This window comes from Paenibacillus dendritiformis (genome assembly GCF_945605565.1).
Classification (GTDB): Bacteria; Bacillota; Bacilli; order Paenibacillales; family Paenibacillaceae; genus Paenibacillus_B; species Paenibacillus_B dendritiformis_A.
In genome coordinates, this window is sequence record NZ_OX216966.1 from 1,042,591 (window position 1) to 1,068,296 (window position 25,706).

Sequence of the window (25,706 nt, forward strand, 5' to 3'; positions counted from 1 at the left end):
CAGGTACAGGGATGAGAATTCGAAATTCGCTTTATAACATTTTTTTTGGTCTGCTGGGGCAAGCCATTAGCACCATAATGGGTTTTATCGTTAGAACGGTTTTTATATGGACGCTTGGTATTGAGTATCTGGGAGTGAGCGGTCTGTTTTCCGATGTGCTCATGCTCCTGTCTCTAGCGAATCTCGGTTTTGAGACCGCCATCATTTACAGCTTGTATCAACCTCTTGCCGATCGGGACGAGGCCAGGATAAAAGCTTTTATGCATTTATTTCGAAAAGCCTATCTGTTCATAGGTATGCTTGTGCTCGTGCTGGGGCTCTCCCTGATTCCTTTTCTTGATGTTTTCATTCGGGGGGAAACGACGGTTGCTTATCTCGAAGTCATCTATGTCTTATTTCTGCTCCATTCCGTGTCCACCTACTTCTTCGCTTATAAACAGGCCCTAATTGTGGCCGACCAGCAGCAGCATGTGATATCGCGAATCCATAGTGTGTATGTGATTGCCATGAACACGATCCAAATCATCGTGCTTCTCTTTACGAAAAACTACATTCTGTTCCTTGTCATCCAAATCGGAATGAGCGTTCTTAGAAACAAGTATATTTCCCGTGTGGCCGACCGAAAATACGAATTCCTGAATGAGCCGGTCAGCACTCCTTTGGACAAAGAAGAGAAGAAGACCTTTTTTCAAAACCTGCGCTCCCTGCTTATGTACAAAGTGAGCGGCGTTGTCATCAATGGGACGGATAATCTGATTATTGCCAACCTATTTGGCGTCATATGGGTCGGACTCTATTCCAATTATTATTTGATTCTGACAACCTTAACTACATTTCTGAGCTATTTCTTCTATTCTCTCACGGCCAGCGTGGGGAATTTGAACGCTACGGAGGATAAGGAGAAGAAGTTTTTCTTCTATCGTGTGTTACGCTTGGCCAACTTTTGGGTGTTCGGGCTTTGTGCCGTATGTTTGTGGAATTTGCTTGATCCGGTGATTGTTTTATGGCTCGGAGGTTCTTTTGTCCTCGGCAAGGAGACCTTGCTTGCGATCCTGCTCAATTTTTATACGACGGGGATGCAAAATGCTTCGACCATGTTCCGGGATACGACGGGCATGTTCCGAAGGGGAAGGTACAGCCCGTTGATCGCAGCGGCAATGAACATCGCATTATCGATTACGCTTGCACGCTTCATCGGGATGCCGGGAGTGTTCCTCGGAACTGTCATTAGCCGATTGTTAACCTATTTTTGGGTTGATCCTTATTTGCTTCATAAGCACGTATTCTTTCAACCGCTGCGCCCTTACTTTACCCGTTACGGACTGCATGCCGTGTTAGTTCTTCTGGCGGCATCCTTATGCGGCTGGCTTGCAGAATTACTCACGCTGCCGCTGTTATGGGATATCGCCGTCAGGGTCCTGCTGTGCTTGTCCGTAACGAACCTGATCTTCTATGTGTGCTTTCGCAAATCGAGCGAGTTTATCTACTTAACGAACATCGCCAAGGCGAATCTGGGAAAGCTGTCGATCCTTACTAAATTCAATCCGGTCATACGGAGAGAGGAGACAAGGTAATGGCCATTATGATCACGGGTGGCGCCGGTTATATCGGAAGCCATACTTGCGTAGAAATGCTGGAGGCGGGATATGAAATCGTCGTTCTTGATAATTTCTCCAACAGCCATCCGGAAGCGATTCGTCGGATCTCGGATATTACAGGCAAAGGATTTGCTTTTTATGAAGCGGATCTTCTCGACGAGCAACGCTTGAATCGGATATTCGAGGGACATCGCATCGATGCCGTGATCCATTTTGCCGGCCTGAAAGCGGTTGGGGACTCGGTTCAGGTGCCGCTTGAATACTACCATACGAATCTTACCAGCACGCTGGTTCTGTGCAGGGCGATGGCCAAGCATGGCGTGTACAACCTGGTATTCAGCTCATCCGCCTCGGTGTATGGGGTACCGGAATGTGTTCCCATTTCGGAGGAAGCCAGCCTTGGGGCGGTGAGTCCCTATGGAAGAACCAAACAAATGATTGAGCAAGTACTGCAGGATCTGGCTTCTTCTGACCCGAGATGGAGAATTTCCATTCTCAGGTATTTCAATCCCGTCGGTGCACATAAAAGCGGAAAGATCGGAGAGAGCCCTAATGGGACGCCCAACAATTTAATGCCGTTTATTACGCAAGTCGCTGTGGGGAGATTGCCGTCGCTTAAAGTATACGGCTCCGATTACCCTACAAAAGACGGAACGGGAATCCGAGATTATATTCATGTCGTGGATTTGGCGCAAGGCCATCTGAAAGCATTGGAGCATTTGGATCATACCAATGGGGTCGAATTTTACAATCTGGGTACAGGTCGGGGGTTTACGGTGCTGGAGATGATCCATTCCTTCGAGAAGGTGTCGGGGATTCAGATTCCCTATGAAATTGTGGGGCGAAGACCAGGGGATATCGGGATATGCTATGCTGATCCGACCAAGTCCCATATGAGCCTGGGGTGGTTCCCGAAATACGGCATTATCGACATGTGTGAGGATAGCTGGAATTGGCAAGTTCACAATCCGCAAGGGTATTGCGAGAGGATCACGGCCGGGTAATCATCGAATTCGACAAAACTAGTGCTCCAGAGACGACATACTATGACACCATGGAACGTCAAATATCGTGTATAATACTACTTAATAAGTATATATTAGGAAACGATGAAATGCGCTTGTTGTCTGGGCACTTTAGGCGCGTGGAGTTAGTGGTGCAACCGGCCGAGTACATTCGGGAGGCAATGCAGTCATGGTTGAAGCGGTTCCAGGTAACAATGAACAATTGGACAAGGATTGGGTAGCTATTATTTTAACTGCGCGACAAATGGGCCTTTCCATTGCGGACATTCGTAAACTTCTTCGCGATTTTCAGGCACAATCTGATCCCGAATGGCCGCTCCATGTCAATTCAGAAGCATAACTCACGATTGTTGACATTATCGAAAAGAAATCTCCTTCGTTGAGGCATGTTTACAGATAACGCGTGGTGAACTCAACAATCGGAGATTTCTTTATTTTTGGCTGCGTCAACGCTAGGGAGCATCATGACTCTTCGCGTGTTAGCTTCCACTTATTATATTCCAGAAATTCTTTGAATTGCTCTTTACTTACGCCAGAAGCCATCGCTTCTTTTACGAGATTAGTCCATTCTTCATCCAACGCCTCAGCTTCATTCGAAGCTTCCTTGTCTTGCAGCAGCTCCTCAACTGAGACCCCGAGAATAACACTAATCTTCTCCAGAAATTGAATGGAAGGATTCTGCTGAATTCCTCTTTCAATTGAGCTTAAATAGGATTTTGCGACACCTGCTCTTTCGGAGAGTTCTGACAGTGAGTAATTTTTCTTCCTTCGAAGGATTTGAATCCGTTCTCCGATCATGATTTAACCTCCGTGTATACATCTGCTTGTCCCTATTATATCCGATTTCCCCCACCTCCGAAAGCGGCTACAGCGTATAGACGTTAACAGGCTGCGCCTCTTGATTTTGTAAAAGATTTACAAATATGCTCTTTTTTTCTGAGGATAATGACAAAAAGGTTCCCTGTTCAACCAATTTCCCGTCATGTATGACTAAAATTTGTTCCGCGTTTTGGATGGTGGACAGCCTATGGGCAACCACAATGACCGTAATGCGATCCTTCAACCGATGTAAAGCGGTCAGAATCTTTTGTTCATTCTCCGTATCCAGTGCGCTTGTCGCCTCATCCAGAACAAGGATCGAAGGCTGCCGGATGATGGCTCTTGCCAGGACCAGGCGCTGCCGTTCTCCTCCTGACAAACGAATGCCTCGATCTCCAATGAGCGTCTCCAATTGGCGAGGAAGCTTGCGTACAAATTCAGCCGCCGAGGAGAAATCGAGTGCTTCCCACAGCTCGATCTCCGTGGCACTCGGTTTAACCATCAACAGGTTTTCTCTTATGCTCGCATTATAGAGAAACGGATCCTGCGCCACATACCCGATGGAGCGTCTGTACGCGAGCAGATTGTCATTCGTGATCGCCATGCCATCCACGAGGATTTGACCGGATTCAGGCTGCATCAGGCCCATTAGGAGGTCGATCAACGTGCTCTTGCCGGCCCCTGATTTGCCAACGATAGCGGTCATCCCTTGGGCAGGAATATGAGCGCTGATATTTTGCAAAGCATACACAGGCAGTTGCGGCTGATAGCGAAACGAAAGATTTCTGACTTCGATTCCTTGCATAACGAACCAATGGCCAGGTCCCGGAGCGGGCGATTCTATAAGCGTAATCGCCTGATCTGCGGCTAATTTGCAGTCATGCTGCAATTGCTGAAGAGCCTGGAAGGCCGGGATGGTCGAGGCCAATTGTTCCAGTTTGGATTGAAGGCTGGTAAATCTCGGCCATAACCTGGCAAAGACCAGAATAACGATCAACAAAGACGGCCCTTCACTCGGAAAAAAGCGAAATGACGTAAAGATAAATCCGGCGATAAGCAGTGAGGACGATATTTTATACAACAGCTGGGAATTCAGCCGTAGCCGCACATAATCCAGCTGCTCTTGCATGGTTCCTTCGGTAAGCTGCTGGTGCCACTCCAAGCGGGAGGGTTCCAGGTTGTTGCTCTTTATATCTTTCATTCCTTGAAGCTGGTCAGTGATTCCTGCCAGATAGGCTTGGGCGAGCTTGGACGTCTGGCTGCCGAGCTGCTTGGATTTGCGAATAAATCCGCGGGAAAGAAAGGCAAGCATGGCTCCGCAGGCAATAACGAACAGCGTCATCTTCGGTGAGATCCAGAAGGCGAAAATAATCTGAACGAGGGTAAACAAGGCAGATGTAATGAATTGGAGGAGCAGACTGATTCCCCCCAAGACTCTGGCGGTTTCGGTCGTTAGGGCATTCACCAGATCGGAAGTTCTGCGGTGTAGGAAAAAAGACCATTGCGCTCTTAGAAGAGCGCTGTAGTTCTCGTAGCGCAGTTGTCGGCTGAAATGTTGCTCTATCTCGGCATTGCGGATCGTAACGGCCCGATGAATGAGGTTTTGTGTGACGACAATCAGCAGGTATACCGTTAGAATGATGGCTAGGGAAGCAGCCTGTGGCAAGCTGTGCAGGATGTTCAAAAACCGCAGCCTGTTCTCCCAAGCCGGCTCTGACAACAGAACGCCGCCAACCGTAAGCATGGGGATGAGCAGAAGAAATGTCATGCCCTCCAGGAGACTGCTGATCACCATGCCGATAATGTTGATGCTTAATCGTAACCCTGCCGTTTTATGAAGCCGCTTCATGTAAAGAATAATCGAATTCATGAGTCTGTCCCTGCGCTCTTCGCGAATTTCTCCACCACGACGAACTGCTTCATCATCTCGGCGCCGGTAATGTATATCGAGCCGCTGCGAAGCCAGGCGTGTGCGATCAGTTCACCGTTTTTATTTTTCCCGGTTCCCAAATATAACGTGCTGTGCAGGTTTCTTTTCTCAAGCATCTTCATGCCTGCTATCGCTCTTACCAAGCATTTGCTCTCCCAGAAAGTGTGCCGGCTCGCGATATGGATCGCGCTCCGAATATGCTTCATGGTTTTCGTATCCGACGGATCATGGACTTCTGGCGTTTCCATGGATCGTCTCCCCAGCAACGGCGAGATCTTCGCGAACGGAAAATACAAAAGAATGCGCGCCCAGCCCAAATAAAGAAAAGCTTCCGCAAATAAAAGGAATGTCTTCCGGTCAAACAAGCATAACCATATCCATCTTCTCAACCGGTTCATCGTTGCTTCACATGCCGTATCAAACCCTCATGTTCCAAATCCGAGAGGAACAAGAGAATGTCTTCCTCGCATTCCGACGACTCCACCTCATATTCGGATAAAATGGATTGAATAATGTGTTCCGCCTTCACGGGCGTGATAAGCATGTCCCAGATCTCGCCGCCAAGCGTACCGAGATTATAGTATTTTCCCTTCTGGACGCTTAACATCACTTTTTCGCCGGCCATATCGCTAACGATATGGCCCTCGCATTGAACAAGCGTATCGACAGGGGTGATCGAATGAAGTTTGCTCATTGGTCATTCTCTCCTTGCCGGGTAATGTTTAAAATGTGCGATGTCAGATCAAGCGTGCTGAATCCAACCATGGGACGGTGTAAACGGTACATCCCGATCTGGTGAACGAAGGATGACAGGGTCTTGAAGTGCCATTCCATCAATCCCAGCGGCTGCACCAAAAAATTACGGTACGTATGGTGAAAGAGGACGCGAAAGCGCTCCATCCCCTGGATCGGCGCAATATGAGTTGCGGCATCCCATGGAACCAACTCAAAGATACTTGCCAACGGAAGAGGTTCATCATGAAAGTTGGACCCCACGGGCACGGCAAATTTCGTATTCCGCTCATAAAGCGGGGTGTAATTGGCATTGTCCATTCCCATGTGCTTCAGTGTGTCCAGCCATAATTTTTGCTGTGGGTAAGAAGGAACAACCCAAGGAGAGCCTTGAGTCATCACGACGGGAATAACATCATCGCTAAGCAGCGGATATCCCTCGGACACCAGGTGCAAGGCCAAGGTCGATTTGCCCGCCCCGGATTCGCCGATAATGGCATAGGCCTTCCCGTCAATAGCTACGGCGCTGCCGTGCAAAGGCATAATTTTGCGCTGCAGCAAGATAATGCCCATACAAGTCCCCAGAATAAAAAGCCGAACCCAGTTCTCTTCCGCCTGATCGAACGGAGAGACCAGGATGGAGGAGGCATCCTGTACCGCATATATGGCAGCCCCAGGTACCCGAAACATAACCGTACGGCCGTGATCCAGAATAGCGAAGTTTCCATAGAAATGAATGGAGCTGTTCCAGAGAGGCTGCAAGTCTGTCCGCCGTACCGTAATGTTGTCCAGAGGCTCGCGCTCGCCAGCCGGAGGCAGTTCCGGTAATACAAAGTCGCTCTCAATACGGAAGCCAAAAGCTTTATAATGGTCAGTCCTTACCGCTGCTCGTTCGGTCATGCTCATCTCTCCAAGAGTTTGTAAAATGAGAACAGGGGAACCCTTATACCCGTTGAGATGTATAAGGGTACCGCACCAGTAACCGCATTCATTAAGCCAATTGTCTAGCTATCGTAATGCACGTCTTCATCCGGGTCCGGCTGGAAAGCATCCGGGGTAGAGGTACCCGGGCCAGCCATGGTCTGATGAACATCCAACACTTCAAGGGACGGCTTGCTGTACTGCTTTTTCATGGTTACACCTCCTTTCCTGAGATTCTTGACAGGAATTTATGAAAGATGAACCCGCGCATCAGCACGCGGAACTTCAGATCGAACGCAAGCTCCGGCCGCGGGCGATGCCGGATATCGTCCAGCAGCTCCTGAAGCAGGGGGGCATTCAGATAATAAGAAGCTTGCGGATCGCCAATCATCTGTTCAAGATCCTGGATGAATTCACTCCAGTCAGGCATGAGCCTGAACACGCCGTCAGCGCCCTGCACGCCGCGTCTTTTGCGATTTAATCTCACCTTGTCGGGCAGGTAGCGGGCGGTTGCCCTGCGTATCAGCGAACGGTCGACGCCTTGCTGAACGAATTGTTCATCGGGTACCGACAGACAGAAGCGGACGACCCGCAAATCATTGGTGGGATCCCTGTCCCAGATTTTATGCTTAAGGGAAAGCTTCGTGCCGATCGTTCCGTTAATATTCCAAAAATACAGTTGATTAAAGTGATCCTTGCGGATGTCATACGCATTCTGAGTCGATGATCCCCAGACGTCCATGCCGCAGGCCTTCATGCAGTCAGTTACATTGGTTTTTCTGGCGAAGTCCGGGTTAATCAAGACCGGCAGCGCAGGGTCGCCTCCCGGAGCAATCAGCGGGGCGAGCCAAGGAAAGCTCTTCTTGCCGACGATTTGAAGCACTTTCCAGGGATTGGCCCCAAGCGATTGGCAATAACGTCTGTGCTCCCAGAAGAACGACACGAGACGCCCCTTCCTTAGCAGACTGGCCTGGTAATCCATGGCGGGCCCCCAGGAAATGGTCCAGTTCCCCCTCTGTCCGGTAAGCATAACCCCGATGTCCCGGGCAGCGGCTTGTTCATAGATTCCCTTAAGCCAAAAAGAGTTCTCGAAAAATTTATACGGCATCTCCAGTGTATCAAGCCATTCGTCAATGACGGAATAAGGGTTGCTTGACGGATAACTGGATACATTCATCTCGATATTGCCTACATGCTCCGCCGTGGACCGTATGTATTCTCTTTCATCCGCAAAACGGTTGCATGAAGTGAAATCGGAAAAGCCTTCGACCGGGTAATAGCTGAAGGTATAGAGAGGCTTGTTGTTGGCTTTCAACATCGGTGCGGCAAAGCTCACAACCGAACCGGAATCAAGTCCGCCGCTTAGATGTGCTCCGACCTGGCGGAACGTTCTTAACCGAGCTTGAACGGCAGTCTGAAAAACATCACGGAACGCTTCCTCATATTCCTCGTTGCTCGTAAGCACAAGCTTGTCAGTATGCTGCAGACGGCAATATTGTTGAAAGATTACTTTCCCATTGGCAACGAAAATGGAATGCGAAGGGGGGACCTGCTTAATGGATTGATAAACGGTAGAAAATGAATCTACGGCGTCTGTCGTGATCGGGATAGCAAGGAATTGGGAAATCCAGTGTTCGTTCAAGTCTCTTGTAACGTGCGGCAGCTTAAGCAGAGGCTCCATGATGGTACAGAATGAGAACAGTTCCGGGGATTGATGAAAGTAAAGGGTCCGTGTTCCGGAAAAATCCCTTGCGCCAAACATCGTGCGATCCCTTCCATCCCAAATGATAAAAGCGAAATCCCCTACGAGATGTTTGGGCATATCATGGCCCCATTTCATATATGCTTGGAGAATAAGCTGGCTGTCCGTTATGGTCTGACGAGCCTGCTTGGATAGTTGAAGCTGGTCTGCTAATTCGTCCTGATTATCAATAATCGCATCCGAAGTAATGGCGAGCGATGTAACCGGATCATAGTAGGGGAGCACCTCGCTGATGGATTGCGGCGTAATGCACTGCTGGAGGCTGCCCAGAAATAAGGAACCGTTACTCAAACTAGTTACATAATCAGCGGGAAAGCGCCGCAAGGCATCGATCATTTGTCTGCCAAGTCCGGGTTCCAACTTATCGTGTTGAAGGTGATAAATGCCTGCTACTGCACCCATCGTCGTTCTCCTCCAGATACACGTTTTGTTCTTGTGAAAGAACGATAAAAATAAAATTGTTCTTAATAAAGAACATGAATAAAGAGTAACATCCCTCTTTAAGGATTGTCAACCCTGAATCATCCCATTCGAGGCGGAGCAATATGTCACCTTGTGGTTGATCATGTTCATATATGTTTTATAATGAAGTAAACGGTTATGCAGCGGAGGTAATGATATGCTTTATTACGTTTTCGCCTTCCTTCTTTCTGCTTGTATCGTCCTTATGCTTATTCCTCCATTCAAGAAACTGGCCTTCCGCATCGGCTTCGTCGATCAGCCGCAGGCGGATAACGAACGGAAAATACATAGGCAGCCCATTCCTTTATTGGCGGGGGCTGCGATTTTCATCGGCTTTTGCGTCACCTATGTGCTATTCGTCCCGCATTCCTTGACGAAGATGGCCGGCATTCTCGGCGGCGGGCTGCTCATCCTGTCCATCGGCATGGTGGATGACTGGTACAAAACCCGGCGCAAGGACTTCCCCGCGCTGCCGAAGCTTATCGTGCAGGTAGGGGCCGCCGCTCTGATCTACGCCTCGGGAATCGCTTTCATCGGCTTCAACAACCCGTTCACGGGGCAGTTCGTTTACTTGCCGGAATGGCTTCAGTTCCTGCTGACGGTAACCTGGATATTCGGGGTGACGACGGTCATTAACTTTTCGGACGGGATGGACGGTCTGGCTGGGGGGCTGACTGCGATCTCGGCAGGCACGCTGTTCGTCGTCGGCATCTCGCACGGACAAGGGACTCCGGCGATGATGGCCTTGATTCTGGTTGGTGCGGCACTCGGATATTTGCGTTACAACAAGCCGCCGGCCAACGTCTTTATGGGCGATGCGGGGGCGACGTTTCTCGGCTTCATGCTGGGGGTGGTGGCGCTCGACGGCGCGTTCAAGCAAGCGACGCTCTTATCGCTCTTCATTCCGATTCTCGCGGTGGGCGTGCCGATATTCGACAATATTTTGGTCGTCATCCGGCGGATGCTGAACGGGCAGCCGATATACAAAGCGGATGCGACCCAGGCGCATTACCGTCTGCTTGCGGTCGGATTGAATCAGAAGCAGGTTGTTATCTTCTTGTGCCTGCTGAATCTTTGCTTCGGGCTGACTTCCATTATTTTATCGCTGCTGCCTGTCTGACGGATGCAGCGCTTGGCGGACGTAGACCCGTCTCACACGAATGCCAACAACCTATACACCATATGAAATCAGGTGAATGCGTATGACGGAAGAAGAAGTGCAGGCTCCCGGCTGGGACGCGATTGATGCGAAATTGAAGGAACTGTACGGGGACACGGAGCCGCTCCATTATGGCACCGTCCTGCCCTTTATGCTGGGCGGCGAAGATCCGCTGGACGGGATCAGCGTCTATGCGCAGACCGAGCCGGTGCCGCATTGGCATTATGTCACATACGGCTTCTCGGAGCTGTACGAGAAGGAAGGGGATGACCCGGACATCAGCGGCTATGGCTTCGAGCTGACGATGCGGCTGAAGCGGGAGGGGGAGGAGGAGCCTCCGGCATGGCCGATGAATATGCTGCAGAATCTGGGCCGGTATGTATTCCGGTCGGGCAATGTGTTCGCGGCAGGGCATTATTTGGATGCGAACGGACCGATCGAGCTTGACTCGGACACGGAGCTGAGGGCGCTCTTCTTCATGCGGGACAGCGAGCTGGGCGAGATGGATACGCCGAACGGAAGCGTGGAATTCCTGCAGGTGGCCGGCATTACGCTGGACGAGCTCGACATGATGAAGTCATGGAGAAGCAGCGGCTTCCTGCCGATGATGGAGGAGGTTCTGCCGCTGGGCATCACCGACATGAAGCGGACGTCGGTGCTCCGCAATCCGGCTATCGCCGCCAGAGCGGAAGAGGGAATTCAGAGGGACGGCTCCGGGACGGGCAGCCTGTTCATCGATAGTCTGGCCTGGCAGGAGGAGAAGAAGTTCCTGCGGGGGGCGGCTTTTACGATTGAGATCGGGGCGAAGCAGGCACCCTCGGTTGCCAACATATTACGCGGCCGCATTCCATACCGGGAGCCGCTGTATTTGATCGGCCCGAACCAGCATGTCGCCTGCCTTCCCGGCGACGAGCCTCATGCCGTCGTGCAGGACGACGCTCTGGAACTGCATCTTAACGAGCAGGCGCTGGAGGAGCTGGCTTCCCGGCTCGTGCCGCGTCAAGGCTCGTTCACGCTCGCTTCCTTGCCGAAGGTGCAATTCCACATCGTCAAGACCGAAATCCGCAATCCGAACGGCGAGGTCGTCGAGACGATCGGTTAACGGAATCGAATAATATGGCGCTGAGATGCCCTCTGTCTTCTCTGAGAAGATGGGGGGCTTTTTTCCATCAAAAAAAGAGCCGCGCAGGCACGGGGAAATGCGTTCGCCGTGCGCGGCCCTTCGAAGAGGGGCTTGATTATAAAAGCTTGAACAGGGAATGGGCCGACAGTTACTGGCGAATGCGCTGCTCGATCTTCCCTGTAATGTCTTTCTTCGCCTTCATGTACTGTTCGACCACTTCATAGAGCGTGACGCCGGTATCGAGCGATTTTTTGTTCATGAACATGGAATATCCGTCACCGCCCGCGATCAGGAAGTCGTTCGTCGCGACATGATACGTTGTATCTTCTTCCAGCGCCTTGCCGCCTACCTTGACATCGGTCACGCGGCTTCCCTTCGGCTGCTTCATGTCGAAGGCGAAGGACATGCCCGCAATTTGCGGGAAGCGTCCGGAGCCGGACTCGATTTCGCTCACGCCGTTTTCGAGAGCCGCCTTCAGGTCGCTGCCCTTCACTTCAACGACAGCCAGCGTGTTCGGGAACGGCAGCACGTCGTACAAATTCCGCTTCGTCACATCGCCCTTCATAATGGTCGTACGGATGCCGCCCGAGTTCGTGATGGCCAAATCCGCTTCGAAGCCAGGCATTGTACGGGTGCGTTCCAGCATCGCGTCCGCCACCAGGTTGCCCATGATCGTCTCCTGCTTCCGCACTCTCGACCGGTCCCCGTCCAGATCGACGCTCGCGGTCGCGATTTTTTCATTCAAGAGCGAATCGGTCTCTTTTTTAAGCGACTCGACGATGGCGGATACGGCCGGGTCGGGCTTCGTCGCTTCGTCATATTTGAGCAAGCCGCCGGAGAAATGAACCAGATCTTCGCCATGATAGTACAGGTCTACCCGGCCCAGCGACTTGGCGTATTCCCAATCCTGTACAATGTAAGTGCCATTGACCAGCTCCGGCTCATCGACCGGGGTATGGGTGTGACCGCCAACGATGATGTCGATGCCGGGAACCTGCTTCGCCATCTCCCGATCATACTCCAGGCCGGTATGGCAGAGCACGATGACATGATCGGCCTCTTGGCGCAGCTTCGGCACCCATTCCTTCGCGACTTCGATCGGATCCCGGAACGTCAGACCCTTCACATTGTCGGGATGGGTAACGATCGGCGTGTCCTTCGTGACGAGGCCGAGGATGGCGAAGGTCTTGCCACCCACCTGCTTCTTGACATAAGGCTGAAGCAAAGGCTTGCCTTCCCCGTCGAAGACGTTCGCGGCCAGCACAGGGAATTCGAACATCTTCGTCAGCTTCGCGAGCTGCTCATAGCCGAAGTCATATTCGTGGTTACCCGACGCCATGAAGTCGTAGCCGAGGGCATTGGCCAGCTTCGTTGCCGTTTCCCCTTTGGACAAATTCACGTAAATGGTGCCTTGAATCATATCTCCGGCATCCAGCAGCATCGTATTCGGATTTTCCTCCCGCAGCTCCTTCATCAGGGTGGCGAGCTTCGCATAGCCCATTTCTTTCGCTTTGGCATCTTCGAGAACGTGGCCATGCAGATCGTTCGTATGTCCGATCGTGACATGCGTCGTAATCGCGTCGCCGAGCGCCTTGAAGAACTGGTCGCGGGTCACCTTCTCTCCGGCCAGATCCAGACGTAACCCCGCTTTTTCCGCCACGGTCTGCAGCGTTGCCGCATTGGCCGGACGATGAAGCTCTGTCCACTGCTCCGCATCGACGATACCCTCTTGCTTCGCCCACGTAAGCGACTTGGCGGCCCAGTGCTTGATCGCCGGATCGGCAGCCTTCACGGACTGCACCGCGTCCTGTACGCGTGCGAGCATCGCGATGGCTTCCACAAGAGTGATCGGGCGCTCCAGCGCGAGCCCGTCTTTGGTCCCGAAGATGTAGTTCTTGTCCTGCATCCATTGGATATGATCGATAGGGTGGATCGGCGCCGCAAATAAGGAACCGGCGAACAAGGCGCTCATCAGAGTCGTCAGTACCGCGGCTGTGCCAAGCTTCTTTTTGTTCATAAATGACCTCCGTCGCATACGAAATCGTGAAGATGTGAGAGAACTCGATATGACATATATATTTATCGTAGGGCATGCGAATGAGGGGATTGTTAACGGAAGTTATCGTTTTTGTAAAGGCGGGTGCGGTCAGGGGATAGAAAAGCAAGGCCGTTCCGGTCACAGGTGACAGGACGGCCTTGCCGCATAAAGCTGGATATACATGCACGGGGCAGGTCCCGGCATCACTTCGGCTTACAGTTCGTCGAAGCCGTTGTCATCGCCAACCTTGCCGTAGTTGCGCGATTTGGCTTCGAAGAAATCAGTCTTCGTCGAATTGAGCGCCTCGTCGGAGAAGGGCTTAATCCATGGCATGCAGTTCACGTCGACGCCTTCATAGGCCTTCTCCATGCCCATCAAAGCGAGGCGGCGGTTCGCGATATATTTAATGTAATCGCTCAACTCGCGCAGATCGATGCCGCGGATATTGCTGAGCGTATAATGCGCCCAGTTCGTCTCCAGCTGAACGGCCCGGTCGATCGTATCGTAGACGAACCGGCGGTTCGCGTCGATATTCAATTCCGGGAAATCGCGCAGCAACTGCTTGAACACTTCGCCGAAGAAGTAGCAGTGCTGATTCTCGTCGCGCTGGATGTATGAGATCATCTGGCTCGTCGCCATCATCTTCTGGTCGCGCGCGAGATTGTAGAAGAAGGCGAACGTGCTATAGAAAAATACACCTTCGAGAATCAGATCCGCAACGAGCGCTTCAAAGAACGTCTGCGGCGTCGGATTGTCCCGGAATGTCTGGTAAATGTCCGCGATGAAGCGGTTCCGCTCCAGCAGCACGGCATCATGCTTCCAATATTCGAAAATCTCCTTCTGCTCCTGCTCCGACACGAGCGAGGACAGCACATAAGAATAAGATTGATTGTGAACGACTTCCTGCTGGGCAATAATGGCCGCAATGGCCTCCAGGGAGGAATCAGTGAAAAACCGCTTCACATCGCCGACGAACATCGTCTGCATCGAATCGAGCACCGCCAGCAGCGAAATGTTGATCTTGAAGGCACGCTGCTCATCCGGCGTCAGGTTCGGAAATTGCTGGGCGTCCTTGGACATCGGAATCTCATCGGCGATCCAATGGTTTAACAGAAGCACCTTGTACAGCTTGTACATGTGCGGCATCCGGATATCGTCCCAGTTCAGGATGCCGGAGCATTCGCCCAAAATAATGCGGGTCGATTGGTTCGGCGCCTCGGTATTGAATATTTTTTGCAGTTTCAGCTCGCGATCGAGTAAAGTCATCCATTTTCTTCCTTTCCGCACATAATCATTATTCTATCTGTCGCCTGGGGGAGGGAGCCGCTCCCGAAGAAGCGGGATTCCTTCCGGAGAAGCGAAGCAGTCCCCGAAGAAGCGGGACTGCTTTCCGGAGAAGCGAAGCCGCCCCCGGAGGCAGCGGCCGTCTGGCGTTCGCTTTACGAACTGCACGCTTCGCATTCCTCGACGGTAAGCGCCTGGCTGCGCACATAGTAGGTCGATTTCAAGCCCGCCTTCCAGGCATGCAGATGCAGGTTAAGGAAATCGACGGCCCGGATATCCGGACGGACGTACAGGTTGAAGCTCTGACCTTGGTCGATATGGCGCTGGCGGGCTCCCGCCATGCGGATGGACCAGTTCTGATCGAGGCGGAATGCCGTCTTGTAATACCACATCGTCTTGTCGGACAAGTCCGGCGCCGGATTGGCGATCTTGTACGTGGTCTTCTCTTCATAGCTGAGCAGCTCGTATACCGGATCGATGCTCGCGGTCGAGCCGGCGATGATCGAGGTGGAGCCGTTCGGCGCGACCGCCATCAGCCATGCGTTGCGCATGCCGTTCGCCTTGACCTCGGCAGCGAGCTCGTTCCACTGCTCGGTCGTCACGAAGCGGCCGGGGCGCGTTCCGGTCGTATATTCGCGCTGTTCGAAGTAGCGGCCGTTCTCCCATTCGGACTGAGTGAACAGCGGGTAGGCGCCTTTTTCCTTCGCCAGCTCCATGCTCGCCCGCACCGCCAAATAATGAATCCGCTCATACAAATGATCGTTATACTCCACGGCCTCATCCGACTCCCAGGCGATGCCTTCCAGCGCAAGCAGATGATGCAGCCCGAAGGTGCCGAGCCCGATCGCGCGGTAGCGCCGGTTCGTATGCTGGGCTTGCAGCACCTCGATATTGTTGATGTCGATGACGTTGTCAAGCATCCGCACTTGGATCGGCACGAGGCGTTCGAGCACGTCGGCCCGCACAGCGCGCGCCAGATGAATCGAGTTCAGGTTGCAGACGACGAAGTCGCCCGGAATCTTGCTGATGATGATGCGGGCCCGCCCGTCCTCCAGCACGAGCTCTTCCTGCTCGATCGTCGTCGGCGACATGTTCTGCATAATCTCGGTGCACAGATTGGAGCAGAAGATCGTGCCATGCGCCTTGTTCGGGTTGGCCCGGTTGGCGGTATCCTTGTAGAACATATAAGGCGTTCCGGTCTCCAGCTGAGACTTCAGGATGCGCTTCATGATGTCGATGGCCGGCAGCGTAATGCGAGACAGCCGGGGATTCGCCACCGCCTCGGCATACTTCTCGCGGAACTGCCCCTGGCCCGCCTGCTCGTCATAGAAATCTTCCAGTCCGAGCGGACGGCCGTTCCCGTCGGTCCAGCCCATCGTCTTCTTCACTTCATGCGGGCAGAACAGATGCCAGTCTTCGCGCTTCTCGACCGCTTCCATGAACAGATCCGGGATGCAGACGCCATGGAAAATATCATGCGCGCGCATGCGCTCGTCGCCGTTATTTAATTTGAGATCGAGGAAGGACAGAATGTCCTTGTGGTACACGTCCAGATAGACGGCAATGGCGCCCTTGCGCGTGCCGAGCTGGTCGACGCTCACGGCGGTATTGTTCAGCTGGCGAATCCAGGGGATGACGCCGGAGCTGGTATTTTTGTGGCCGCGAATATCGGAGCCGCGCGCCCGCACCTTGCCGAGATAGACGCCGATGCCGCCGCCCATCTTGCTCAGCCGGGCCACGTCGGTATTCGAATCGAAGATGCCTTCCAGCGAGTCGTCCACCGTATCAATGAAGCAGCTCGACAACTGGCCGGCGACCTTCTTGCCCGCGTTCGCCATCGTCGGCGTCGCGGCGGTCATATAGAGATTGCTCATCGCCCAATATGCTTCCTTGGCCAGCTCGACCCGGCGCTCCTCCGGCTCCTGATGCATCAGATACATGGCGATGATCATGTAGCGCTCCTGCGGCAGCTCCATCGTGCGCCCTTCGAAATCGACGGCCAAATACCGCTCCGCGAGGGTGAGCAGCCCGATATAGTCGAACAGCTCGTCGCAGGCTGGATCGATCGCCTGGCCCAGCTCGCGAATCTGATCGGGCGTATAGGCTTCGAGCAGTTCCTGACGGTAAATGCCGATATCGGCCAACTGCTTAATCAGCTTGTAGAAGTCACCGTACGGGCGATCGGCGTACGCCTTGTAGCTGCGGTGCAAGGCTGCTTCCTTATACAGCTTCGTCAGCAGCGCGCGCGCAGCGACGAACTTCCATTGCGGCTCCTCGACAGAGACCAGCTCCAGGGCGGTCATGATGCAAGCCTGTGTGATGTCGGATGCCTCAACATGGCTGTGGCGCAGCTTGGCCAGGACGCCCCGGTGCCAGCGTTCGCGGTCCAGCTCCGGGTAAGCGCCCATGATGCGCTCGCCATAACGCATGATGCGGTCCGCATCGAACGCGAGCGAGCGATTATTCGGTTTGTGTACGGTCTGAACGGTATGATTGGTGGTTAGCATCCGTATTCCTCCTCGAAAAAGAGCAATAAAAATAGCCGTCCCTTCGCGAGAACAGCTCAGGACGGCATGGCAAAGCCGTATGTATCCGGGGGGTTCTAATCATGGCGGCTCTCCATATCTTGGACAAGACGCAGCTCCCCCTGCAACCACGCAGCTGCATTCGCCCGCCGCAAGCGGTACCGCAGTGCAGCGCGCGGCCTGAACACGTTCCCTATTCCGCGCAGGGAAATGAATGTGCTGCGATACAGGCAGGTCTCCTGGCTGGAAGCCGTATACCTCGGCGGCCTTCCCGGGACATTCGTCCCAGTGGACATAGAAAAGGCCGCTCTCTACAGAGCGCCTGTTCTGCCGGGTACTTGCTGCCGGAACGGTGATGACCATTGCTCCGGAAGCGCTTCTTACAGTGGCGGGACCGCGACGGATTCGCACCGTCTTCCCTATTAAGCCGGGGCCCGACGCGCATCGCTTTGTCGAACCGCAGCACCTGTATCGTTCAATATGTTGTTATACTCATGATAATATACTACAACATATTGGGGAAGTAAATAGGTTTTAGGTGATATTCCGCATAGGAAAACGACAAGATTTGAGACAGTTCCGTGCGTGGTCCGGGCCTTAAAAAACACCAGCGCAGCAAATACCGCCCCATAGTGGCGGCCGTCTTTCTGTCCTAGAATAGAGGAGATGGAGGATATTCAAAGCAACCAGGATTACCCAGAAAACCACGGTTCGAAAGGGAGTAAAATCGCCGGAACTGAACCGGTACGAGCGGGAGATCCATCTGTTGAATGACCGCTATGTCGTCATTGTCGACGGGTCGATCTGGAAGCGGAATGGGCGGGGCCCGATGTCTATTATCATCTCGAAGTGCTTGCGGCCGCGGCATGCTCATAGGCGTGCAAGGGCCGGGGGAACGGAAAAGCCGGTCGAGAAGGCAGGATCTCGTCCGGCTTGCGGTGAAGGGAGGGCGAGGCGACATGGTATGGAGTTGGAACATTTGAAGAAGGAAAGGATGAACGTTACAATCAAGGTGATATTTGCATAGATGCTTGATGAACACCTACAAGACAATCGGGAGGGGGATGTATCTTGGACGCTCTAGCCATCGTCATCTTGTACCTGCTTGTTATGCTGTCGGCCGCTCCCATGTTTTACCGGATTCATAAGCGGCTGAACCGCATTGAGGAGCATCTGGCACGCACCAGTGACTTCAAGCGGCTGTCTTGACCACGGCTTATGCTTCCGATCTCCGGCCCGTTCGGGACCGGAGATGTACGCTCCCGCAGCCCTGAACGGCAGCGGCGGAATGGTGGCCGAAGATAACGCAAGCAGGCGGGGCCGCTGACGCGGCCCCGCCTGGAACAACTGGGGTTCAAGATGCAGTGAGTATCGTAAATGGATTACCAGCCGCGATCGTATTGCTTCGGTGGAGCAAGCTCCTGGCGCAATTGTTGCGCAGCCTGACGCGGCCAGTACGGATCCCGCAGCAGTTCGCGGCCGAGGAAGATGAGATCGGCCCGGGCATTGCGCACAATTTCTTCGGCCAAGGACGGTTCCGTAATCATCCCGACGGCGCCGGTCGCGATGCCGGCCGATTGACGGATCGCATGCGCATATTGGACCTGATAGCCCGGATACGCTTCGACCGGATGAGGGACGACCCCGCCCGAACTGCAGTCGATCAGGTCGACGCCCTGGTCCTTCATGCGCCGCGCATAGTCAATGTATGCCTCGATTGCGTTGCCGCCTTCGGCATATTCATTGGCCGAGATGCGCACGAACAGCGGCTTCGACCAGGTGATGCGCACCGCTTCAATCACTTCGCTCAAGAAGCGGTAGCGGGCGTCGGCGCTGCCGCCGTAGCTGTCGGTCCGCTGGTTCGTCAGCGGGGACAGGAACTGGTTGATCAAATACCCGTGCGCGCCGTGAATTTCGATCACGTCGAACCCGGCTTCCTCCGCCCGCCGTGCGGCGTCAGCGAATGCTTTGATCGTCTTGCGGATGTCCTCCAGCGTCATCTCCTCCGGCGTCTCATAGGCTTCGCTGAAGCGCAGCGCCGAAGGGGCGATGATTCCGGGAACAGTTGCTTTGCGCCCGGCGTGGGCGAGCTGAATCCCGATCTTGCTGCCGTGCGCATGGACCATGTCGGTCAGGCGGCGGAGCCCGTCTACATGCTCATCGCTCCAAATGCCCAGATCCTTCGCGCTTATGCGTCCGCCTGGTGTGACAGCGGTCGCCTCGATCATGATCAGGCCGACTTGTCCGACGGCGCGGGACGTATAATGGACCAGATGCCAATCGTTGACCATCCCGTCCTCATTGTGGCAAGAGTACATGCACATCGGCGACATCACGATACGATTCGGTATCGTCACGCCGCGTAACGTTAGCGGTTCAAATAATTGGGGCATGGCTATCCCTCCAAAGAATCATGTTCGAGATTGTACTTCCAATCCCATTATACCCCTCCAAGTATGCAGGAAACAAATCGGCATCCATGTCGAAGGATATTGCTTGACGCAGCAATGGTTATGGCGTGTGCTTCCGCAGCCAAGAGAGGCAGTCTGACGTAACCTCATCCCGGTTCTTCTCATTCAAGAGCTCATGCCGCGCCTCCGGGTACAAAATGCATTCAACCTCGCGAATCCCGAGCTCGCGATACATCTCGGCCAGCCGCCGTACGCCTTTGCCGTATTGGCCGACCGGATCGCGGTCGCCGGCAATGAGCATCACCGGCAGATCCTTCGGAATGGCCTGCATCGTCTCGGGGCGATGAATCTCCTGCAGCAGTCCGAAGAAGTCCCGGTAAAAGCCAATTGTGCTCAAAAATCCGCATTCCGGGTCAGCCACATATTTATCGACTTCCTGTTCATCCCGGCTCAACCAGTCGAAGGAGGTCCGGCTCGGCCGGAACGTGCGGTTGAAGCCGCCGAATGCCATGTTGTCAATCATTTTGCTGCGGTGGCGGGAGCCGCGAGCGGAGGCAACCAGCTTCGTCAGCGCGACTCCGGCGTACAATTCGGGCCCCCGCGGCCCGTTGCTGCCGCACAGTATGACGCCGTTTATTTTGCCGCCGTGCTCCGCCAAATATTTCTGGGCCAAAAAAGATCCCATGCTGTGCGCAAACAAAAATACTGGCAGCCCGGCCTGCTCAGAATGAATGATCTCGGTCAACTGCGCCATATTGCGGACCATCCATGCAAAGCCGTCCTCGCCGACATAGCCGAGGTCTTCGGGCCGCTCTGCTGTCCGGCCATGCCCGCGGTGGTCGTTGCCATAGACAACATAACCCGCCTCCGTCAAGGCTTCGGCGAAGCGGCTGTATCGCCGGGCCGTCTCGGTCATGCCATGCGCAATCTGGACGACCCCGCGCACAGGCTGCCCTTCTTCCGGATCCCAGCGGTACACATGGACGCGAACGCCCTCCGGGTCGGTGAACGTGAACGTATTGGATAACATATAGAACGCCTCCCGTATTGGATCGGCGATAAGCTGCGGCGCAAGGGGAGCAGCCGGCAGCCTATTGCCGGTTCGTTAGGTCCGCTCCTGTCATTGCGCTCAAGGGACCTAACATCGTTACCTTCCATTATATCTTCGGACAGGGAGGGAAATCCATGATTCTGATCCTTCTCTTTGTTCCTTGCTTTCCCTGCTTAACCGGTTCTTCGAGGCCCTCTTGATGCTGCCAGATGTTCTTTTCAACTCCTTTTGCTCAATATCCCATTCGCTCAGTCTTCATTTCTTATCGTGCTCCGTATTCTTTTGCTCAGTCTCCCTGTCGTTCAGGTAAAACATATTTCCTTAACATGTACCTTACGATGAGTCTCCCACTCGGTCAGGAAGAATCTAATCTATTCGATCAGTCTGAACTAATCCTGAGCTATGGGGATATCGGCCTTAAGAGGACTAATATGGTTGCTGGTTTTCCTGAATACTGGGGATAAACTGTGATAGGACAGTATGGGAGTGAAAACTTGCAGCCTTTCCTGAGCGATGGTCGTAAAAGGGCAAATCCGGTGAGAGAAAAACAGTTTTCTTCCTGAACAACGGGGATAGCAATCATAAGAGGCAGTGGAGAGGTTTGTCTCCCTTTCCTGAGCGACGGGAATATTGGCCATAAGACGGGAATATTGGCCATAAGAAGTAAATGAGTAGAATGGAGGGAAGATGGAAGAGGATGGTGAGGCAGGCGTTGCGGCGTTGACCGCCTCTTCGCGGCGGCCCCCAGATATGATACGATGGTACAGAATCATATCAAGACATACTGTGCAATCAGGAGGCCTGCCGATGTTCACACCGAGCCAATATTCCGGTCAGCCGGATCAGGATTATCCGCTGCTCCATAAGCAGCTTCTCGCCTTAATCGAGGGCGAGCCGAATCTTATCGCCAACCTGGCCAATGCGTCGGCCCTGCTCTGGCAAGGCTTGAAGGAGATTAACTGGGCCGGATTCTACTTAATGGACGAGTCCAAGGAAGAGCTGGTGCTCGGCCCGTTCCAGGGCTTGCCGGCCTGCATCCGCATTCCGCTGGGGCGCGGCGTGTGCGGAGCCGCCGCCCGGGAGCAGCGAACTCTCGTCGTCCCGGATGTCCATGCCTTTCCGGGCCATATTGCCTGCGACGCGGCGTCCCGTTCCGAGATCGTCGTCCCGATGATGAAGGAAGGACGGCTTGTCGGCGTGCTGGATATCGACAGTCCGGTCACGGACCGGTTCCAGGAGCCGGATCGGGAGGCACTGGAGAAGATGGTCGAGGCCTTGATGAGGGAAGCGATTCTGTAATCTCAGATTGTAATCGCATATGGACAGCGCGATCCTGAATGGACGCGCTGTTTTTTTGTGACATGAGGCGAGATTGTGAATTTGACGCGATATTCATGATTTTGAAATATTTGTTGTGATCGTACGCACTCGGCCCCGCTTTCCCGTCTAGTATGTTGAAGACAGAAATCCATTTTGACAGGGGGAAGCGCGAATGTTCTGTCATCAATGCGAGCAGACGCCGACGGGCGGCTGCAAGGTTGTCGGAGTGTGCGGCAAGGACGAGACGATAGCCAGTCTTCAGGATACGATTGTGTTTGCGTTGAAAGGCATCGCGGCGTACGCGACGCATGCACGGCAGTTGGGCTATGTCGATGAAGAAGTAGACGCGATTACGCATGAAGCTCTTTATATGACGTTGACCAACTCCAATTTCAACTTGCAGGAGCATCTGGACATGGCGATGAAGGTAGGGGGCGCGGCGATCCGTATTATGGATGTGCTGGATCGGGCGCATACGGAGCATTTCGGCGTTCCCGTGCCGGTTACCGTCCCCCAGAACAAGATAGAGGGCAAGTCTATCGTCGTGACGGGGCATAACTTGTATGCGCTGGAGGAATTGCTGAAGCAGACGGAGGGCAAGGGCATCAACATTTACACCCATTCCGAGATGCTTCCGGCGCATGGGTACCCTGCATTGAAGAAATACCCGCATTTGAAAGGCAATATCGGCAAAGCATGGTATGATCAGCGCCGTCTGTTCGAGCAATATCCGGGCGCTATCCTGGCTACAACGAACTGCGTCATGCCGATTAAGGGGACCTATGCCGATCGCTTCTTCTCCTATGACGTGGCCGGGCTCGAGGGCGTGACCAAAATCGTGAATGACGATTTCACGCCGCTGATCGAGCGTGCGCTGGCGCTGCCTGCGGCGGACGTGGACAGCGAGCTGACATTGACAACGGGGTACCATCATGAGACAGTGCTCGGGCTTGCGCCGGAAATTATTCAGGCCGTCAAGGATGGCAAAATCAAGCGTTTCTTCGTCATCGCCGGCTGCGACGCGCCGGGCAAGGGCGGCGAGTATTACCGCGAGCTCGCGACATCGCTGCCGAATGACACCGTCATTTTGACCACATCGTGCGGGAAGTTCCGCTTCAATGATGTCGATTACGGCACGGTGGCAGATACGGGCATTCCGCGTTATATCGATCTGGGGCAGTGCAACAATTCCGGCTCCACGGTCAAAATCGCGGCCGCTCTTGCGGACGCCTTCGGCTGCAGCGTCAACGAACTGCCGGTGTCGATCGTGCTCTCGTGGTTCGAGCAGAAAGCAGTGGCGATTTTGCTTGGCTTGTTCAGTCTGGGCATCCGTGATATTCGCATCGGGCCGAAGCCGCCGGAATTCATCTCGGAAGGCGTGATGAACGTGCTCACCGATCTGTTCGGCTTGAAGCTTATCGGCGATGCGCAGGAAGATATGAAGGCGATGCTCCGTCTCGTCTAGATGTTGAACGGGATAAATGATTTATGGAGTTAATCGATTGCGGCGCGGTCCCTGGCGGGGCCGCGTTTTTTGTTCGATGGGATTAGTCACAGCTTCTGAATGGCTCATCTGGCGCAGCTTCTTTTTACTGCTGATGTGATATCCGCTATAGACTCCAGGGGAGCCTTCCGATACGGTAAGCAGTGGCATGCCGGGTCGATGCCCGGCACGCACATGCAATCAGCAGAAGGAGCTGCAAGGATGAAGACGATTGTCGCTGCGATCAATGCAAAATATATTCATACCGCGCTGTCGCTGCGCCTGTTGAAGGCATATGCAGAGGATGAATTCGAGATAGATATGGCGGAGTACACGATCAAGGACCCGGTGCTTCATATTGCGGCCGATTTGTATAACCGGAAGCCGGATGTGGTCGGCTTCTCCTGTTATATATGGAATATCGAAGCGACGCTGGCTGTTGCCCGGATCTTGAAGCAGGTGCTGCCTCATGTCCGCATCGTGCTCGGAGGACCGGAGGTTTCCTTCGACCCGGGCTATTTTCTTGGGCGGGAGCCTGCTGTCGATATTGTCGTGACGGGCGAAGGCGAGGCCGCATTCAAAGCGCTGCTCGGCTGCTTCGCCAATGGCCTGCCGGTCGGTACGGTGGCGGCCATTGCTTGGCGGGAGGGCACACACATTCGCGTCAATCCGCCGCAAGCCAAGCTGGACCTGGAGGATATGCCGTCTCCATACCGGTTCGAGGCGGATCGGGCCGAGCTCGGCAAGCGCATCGTTTATTTCGAGACGAGCCGCGGGTGTCCGTTCAACTGCCAGTTCTGCCTGTCCAGCACGGAGACGGGAGTCCGCTTTTTTGACAAGGAGCGGGTGAAGGCCGATTTGAAATATTTGATTCAGGCAGGAGCGCGCACCATCAAGTTCCTCGATCGTACCTTCAATATTAACCGCGATTATGCGCTCGATATTTTCCGGTTCCTGATCGATCATCATGACGGCTGCGTGTTCCAATTCGAGATTACCGCCGACATTATGCGGCCGGAGGTGCTGGAGTTCCTGAACAAGGAGGCGCCGCCCGGCATCTTCCGCTTCGAAATCGGCATCCAATCGACGAATGAGGAGACGAACCGGCTGGTCAAGCGCCGGCAAAATTGGGATAAGCTGTGCCGCACTGTGCGCCTCATTAAGGAGGGCGGCAAAATCGATCAGCATCTCGACTTAATCGCCGGACTTCCGGGAGAGGACTATGTGTCCTTCAAGAGGACGTTCAATGATGTCTTCGCGCTCCGGCCCGAGGAGCTGCAGCTCGGCTTCCTGAAGCTGCTGCGCGGCACGGGCTTGCGGGCGGATGCCGGCCGGTACGGCTATCAATATATGGACCACGCCCCCTATGAAATGCTGGAGAATGATGTCCTCCCGTTCTCGGATGTCCTGCGCATCAAGCGGGTAGAGGATATTTTAGAAAAGTACTGGAATTCGCATCGAGCCGATTATACCGTCAATTATTTGACGCAGCACTCATTTGCGACGCCGTATGATTTTTTTCAACAATTCGGAGATGATTGGGCGGAGCAGGGCTGGGAGCGCATCGGCCATCAGCTGCATGATCTGTTCCTGCGTCTGGAGCAATTTCTGGAGCGGGCGCAGGTGCCGGATCTGGAAGTCATTCGCAGTCTGATGCGGTTGGATTATATGCTGCAGCATCGCCACAAGCCGCGCACCCTCTGGTGGACATCCCCGTCGAAGGCGGAGGTCGGGGCCTGGCTGAAGCGATTGGCGGATGCGCCTGAGCAGCTTCATGCCGGCTTCGGCAGCCTGGAGCTGACCGAGCAGGCGCTGCACAAGCATGCCATGGTTGACCTGTGGCCATGTGATGCGGTCCGCTTGGTGGAGACGGGAGAAGCGGATCGTTCCGCCCCGAGCGCCGTGATCGTCCTCTTTGGCGAGGCGGCGGCTGCGGCGGAACGGCGCCATTTGCCCCGTTGGTATGCTTGCCCTGCGCTACCAATAGACATGTAATTTATGGGAATGAATAAAAAGTATTGCAACTTTTCGTCGATTTATTTATAATAATATTCGTTGTTAAA

Annotated in this window: 21 protein-coding genes and 2 riboswitches; of the genes, 9 read left to right on the forward strand and 12 right to left on the reverse strand. The window is 53.9% G+C overall.

Annotated features, from left to right (window positions below):
* Positions 1-11 precede the first annotated feature (11 nt).
* From NNL35_RS04630 to NNL35_RS04640, 3 genes are all read left to right on the forward strand, one after another.
* Complete coding sequence (locus tag NNL35_RS04630) at positions 12-1,574, forward strand: lipopolysaccharide biosynthesis protein (RefSeq protein ID WP_040732807.1); 1,563 nt, start codon at positions 12-14, stop codon at positions 1,572-1,574.
* Entirely contained in the window at positions 1,574-2,602 is a 1,029-nt protein-coding gene (gene galE / locus NNL35_RS04635; RefSeq protein WP_006678403.1) for a UDP-glucose 4-epimerase GalE, read from the forward strand. The genes NNL35_RS04630 and galE overlap by 1 nt, the downstream gene beginning before the upstream one ends.
* Before the next feature lie 89 nt (positions 2,603-2,691).
* Positions 2,692-2,775, forward strand: a riboswitch (cyclic di-GMP riboswitch).
* A gap of 17 nt (positions 2,776-2,792) precedes the next feature.
* Positions 2,793-2,963 (forward strand): anti-repressor SinI family protein, encoded by a 171-nt coding sequence (locus NNL35_RS04640; RefSeq protein ID WP_006678402.1) that lies wholly within the window; start codon positions 2,793-2,795, stop codon positions 2,961-2,963.
* A 122-nt stretch (positions 2,964-3,085) separates the two neighbouring features.
* Here the strand turns inward: NNL35_RS04640 and NNL35_RS04645 are convergent, their stop codons facing one another.
* From NNL35_RS04645 to NNL35_RS04675, 7 genes are all read right to left on the reverse strand, one after another.
* A complete protein-coding gene (locus NNL35_RS04645) occupies positions 3,086-3,421 on the reverse strand; it encodes a helix-turn-helix domain-containing protein (protein WP_006678401.1) in 336 nt (111 codons plus the stop codon).
* Positions 3,422-3,488: 67 nt separating this feature from the next.
* Positions 3,489-5,312 (reverse strand): ABC transporter ATP-binding protein, encoded by a 1,824-nt coding sequence (locus tag NNL35_RS04650; RefSeq protein WP_006678400.1) that lies wholly within the window; start codon positions 5,310-5,312, stop codon positions 3,489-3,491.
* Entirely contained in the window at positions 5,309-5,770 is a 462-nt protein-coding gene (locus NNL35_RS04655) for a lasso peptide biosynthesis B2 protein (protein WP_040732796.1), read from the reverse strand. The genes NNL35_RS04650 and NNL35_RS04655 overlap by 4 nt, the downstream gene beginning before the upstream one ends.
* Positions 5,767-6,066 carry a lasso peptide biosynthesis PqqD family chaperone gene (locus NNL35_RS04660; RefSeq protein ID WP_006678398.1) on the reverse strand — a complete coding sequence of 100 codons (300 nt, stop codon included), beginning with the start codon at positions 6,064-6,066 and terminating at the stop codon, positions 5,767-5,769. Before NNL35_RS04660 ends, NNL35_RS04655 begins: the two co-directional genes overlap by 4 nt.
* Entirely contained in the window at positions 6,063-7,004 is a 942-nt protein-coding gene (locus NNL35_RS04665) for a hypothetical protein (RefSeq protein WP_006678397.1), read from the reverse strand. Before NNL35_RS04665 ends, NNL35_RS04660 begins: the two co-directional genes overlap by 4 nt.
* Before the next feature lie 104 nt (positions 7,005-7,108).
* Positions 7,109-7,237: a paeninodin family lasso peptide gene (locus NNL35_RS04670; protein ID WP_040732785.1), complete on the reverse strand. Its 129-nt coding sequence runs from the start codon at positions 7,235-7,237 to the stop codon at positions 7,109-7,111.
* A 2-nt stretch (positions 7,238-7,239) separates the two neighbouring features.
* On the reverse strand, positions 7,240-9,189 hold the full coding sequence (locus NNL35_RS04675) for an asparagine synthase-related protein (RefSeq protein ID WP_006678396.1): 1,950 nt from the start codon (positions 9,187-9,189) through the stop codon (positions 7,240-7,242).
* A gap of 217 nt (positions 9,190-9,406) precedes the next feature.
* Between NNL35_RS04675 and NNL35_RS04680 the strand changes: the two genes are divergently transcribed.
* Both NNL35_RS04680 and NNL35_RS04685 read left to right on the forward strand, forming a co-directional pair.
* Positions 9,407-10,369, forward strand: coding sequence for an MraY family glycosyltransferase (locus NNL35_RS04680; RefSeq protein WP_006678395.1), 963 nt, complete (start codon positions 9,407-9,409; stop codon positions 10,367-10,369).
* Between the two features lie 82 nt (positions 10,370-10,451).
* On the forward strand, positions 10,452-11,510 hold the full coding sequence (locus NNL35_RS04685; RefSeq protein ID WP_006678394.1) for a suppressor of fused domain protein: 1,059 nt from the start codon (positions 10,452-10,454) through the stop codon (positions 11,508-11,510).
* 169 nt (positions 11,511-11,679) lie between these two features.
* Here NNL35_RS04685 and NNL35_RS04690 read toward each other — a convergent pair whose 3' ends face one another.
* The 3 genes from NNL35_RS04690 to NNL35_RS04700 all read right to left on the reverse strand — a co-directional run bounded on the left by NNL35_RS04690 (position 11,680) and on the right by NNL35_RS04700 (position 17,360).
* Entirely contained in the window at positions 11,680-13,548 is a 1,869-nt protein-coding gene (locus tag NNL35_RS04690; RefSeq protein WP_006678393.1) for a bifunctional metallophosphatase/5'-nucleotidase, read from the reverse strand.
* A 234-nt stretch (positions 13,549-13,782) separates the two neighbouring features.
* Positions 13,783-14,814 (reverse strand): ribonucleotide-diphosphate reductase subunit beta, encoded by a 1,032-nt coding sequence (locus tag NNL35_RS04695; RefSeq protein ID WP_193372694.1) that lies wholly within the window; start codon positions 14,812-14,814, stop codon positions 13,783-13,785.
* 194 nt (positions 14,815-15,008) lie between these two features.
* A complete protein-coding gene (locus NNL35_RS04700) occupies positions 15,009-17,360 on the reverse strand; it encodes a ribonucleoside-diphosphate reductase subunit alpha (protein WP_006678391.1) in 2,352 nt (783 codons plus the stop codon).
* A 230-nt stretch (positions 17,361-17,590) separates the two neighbouring features.
* A riboswitch (cobalamin riboswitch) is annotated at positions 17,591-17,863 on the reverse strand.
* A gap of 586 nt (positions 17,864-18,449) precedes the next feature.
* On the opposite strand from NNL35_RS04700, the gene NNL35_RS04705 reads away from it, so the two are divergent.
* Positions 18,450-18,587 carry a hypothetical protein gene (locus tag NNL35_RS04705; protein ID WP_158000466.1) on the forward strand — a complete coding sequence of 46 codons (138 nt, stop codon included), beginning with the start codon at positions 18,450-18,452 and terminating at the stop codon, positions 18,585-18,587.
* Positions 18,588-18,760: 173 nt separating this feature from the next.
* Here the strand turns inward: NNL35_RS04705 and namA are convergent, their stop codons facing one another.
* Together namA and NNL35_RS04715 are read right to left on the reverse strand one after the other, a co-directional pair.
* Positions 18,761-19,771: an NADPH dehydrogenase NamA gene (gene namA / locus NNL35_RS04710; protein ID WP_040732741.1), complete on the reverse strand. Its 1,011-nt coding sequence runs from the start codon at positions 19,769-19,771 to the stop codon at positions 18,761-18,763.
* 118 nt (positions 19,772-19,889) lie between these two features.
* Entirely contained in the window at positions 19,890-20,819 is a 930-nt protein-coding gene (locus NNL35_RS04715; protein ID WP_006678387.1) for an alpha/beta hydrolase, read from the reverse strand.
* An 828-nt stretch (positions 20,820-21,647) separates the two neighbouring features.
* On the opposite strand from NNL35_RS04715, the gene NNL35_RS04720 reads away from it, so the two are divergent.
* From NNL35_RS04720 to NNL35_RS04730, 3 genes are all read left to right on the forward strand, one after another.
* Positions 21,648-22,139 carry a GAF domain-containing protein gene (locus tag NNL35_RS04720; protein WP_006678386.1) on the forward strand — a complete coding sequence of 164 codons (492 nt, stop codon included), beginning with the start codon at positions 21,648-21,650 and terminating at the stop codon, positions 22,137-22,139.
* A 193-nt stretch (positions 22,140-22,332) separates the two neighbouring features.
* Entirely contained in the window at positions 22,333-23,625 is a 1,293-nt protein-coding gene (gene hcp, locus NNL35_RS04725) for a hydroxylamine reductase (RefSeq protein WP_006678385.1), read from the forward strand.
* Between the two features lie 240 nt (positions 23,626-23,865).
* On the forward strand, positions 23,866-25,638 hold the full coding sequence (locus NNL35_RS04730) for a B12-binding domain-containing radical SAM protein (protein ID WP_006678384.1): 1,773 nt from the start codon (positions 23,866-23,868) through the stop codon (positions 25,636-25,638).
* The last annotated feature ends 68 nt before the right edge of the window (positions 25,639-25,706 follow it).

What these genes read in the sequence shown, in the direction of transcription:
- NNL35_RS04720 (WP_006678386.1), top strand. Translation starts at nt 21,648, where the DNA reads ATGTTCACACCGAGCCAATATTCCGGTCAGCCGGATCAGGATTATCCG.
- NNL35_RS04645 (WP_006678401.1), bottom strand. Translation starts at nt 3,421, where the DNA reads ATGATCGGAGAACGGATTCAAATCCTTCGAAGGAAGAAAAATTACTCA.
- namA (WP_040732741.1), bottom strand. Translation starts at nt 19,771, where the DNA reads ATGCCCCAATTATTTGAACCGCTAACGTTACGCGGCGTGACGATACCG.
- NNL35_RS04665 (WP_006678397.1), bottom strand. Translation starts at nt 7,004, where the DNA reads ATGACCGAACGAGCAGCGGTAAGGACTGACCATTATAAAGCTTTTGGC.
- NNL35_RS04640 (WP_006678402.1), top strand. Translation starts at nt 2,793, where the DNA reads ATGGTTGAAGCGGTTCCAGGTAACAATGAACAATTGGACAAGGATTGG.
- NNL35_RS04700 (WP_006678391.1), bottom strand. Translation starts at nt 17,360, where the DNA reads ATGCTAACCACCAATCATACCGTTCAGACCGTACACAAACCGAATAAT.
- NNL35_RS04730 (WP_006678384.1), top strand. Translation starts at nt 23,866, where the DNA reads ATGAAGACGATTGTCGCTGCGATCAATGCAAAATATATTCATACCGCG.
- NNL35_RS04685 (WP_006678394.1), top strand. Translation starts at nt 10,452, where the DNA reads ATGACGGAAGAAGAAGTGCAGGCTCCCGGCTGGGACGCGATTGATGCG.
- galE (WP_006678403.1), top strand. Translation starts at nt 1,574, where the DNA reads ATGGCCATTATGATCACGGGTGGCGCCGGTTATATCGGAAGCCATACT.
- NNL35_RS04655 (WP_040732796.1), bottom strand. Translation starts at nt 5,770, where the DNA reads ATGAACCGGTTGAGAAGATGGATATGGTTATGCTTGTTTGACCGGAAG.
- NNL35_RS04670 (WP_040732785.1), bottom strand. Translation starts at nt 7,237, where the DNA reads ATGAAAAAGCAGTACAGCAAGCCGTCCCTTGAAGTGTTGGATGTTCAT.
- NNL35_RS04650 (WP_006678400.1), bottom strand. Translation starts at nt 5,312, where the DNA reads ATGAATTCGATTATTCTTTACATGAAGCGGCTTCATAAAACGGCAGGG.
- hcp (WP_006678385.1), top strand. Translation starts at nt 22,333, where the DNA reads ATGTTCTGTCATCAATGCGAGCAGACGCCGACGGGCGGCTGCAAGGTT.
- NNL35_RS04690 (WP_006678393.1), bottom strand. Translation starts at nt 13,548, where the DNA reads ATGAACAAAAAGAAGCTTGGCACAGCCGCGGTACTGACGACTCTGATG.
- NNL35_RS04675 (WP_006678396.1), bottom strand. Translation starts at nt 9,189, where the DNA reads ATGGGTGCAGTAGCAGGCATTTATCACCTTCAACACGATAAGTTGGAA.
- NNL35_RS04715 (WP_006678387.1), bottom strand. Translation starts at nt 20,819, where the DNA reads ATGTTATCCAATACGTTCACGTTCACCGACCCGGAGGGCGTTCGCGTC.
- NNL35_RS04630 (WP_040732807.1), top strand. Translation starts at nt 12, where the DNA reads ATGAGAATTCGAAATTCGCTTTATAACATTTTTTTTGGTCTGCTGGGG.
- NNL35_RS04660 (WP_006678398.1), bottom strand. Translation starts at nt 6,066, where the DNA reads ATGAGCAAACTTCATTCGATCACCCCTGTCGATACGCTTGTTCAATGC.
- NNL35_RS04680 (WP_006678395.1), top strand. Translation starts at nt 9,407, where the DNA reads ATGCTTTATTACGTTTTCGCCTTCCTTCTTTCTGCTTGTATCGTCCTT.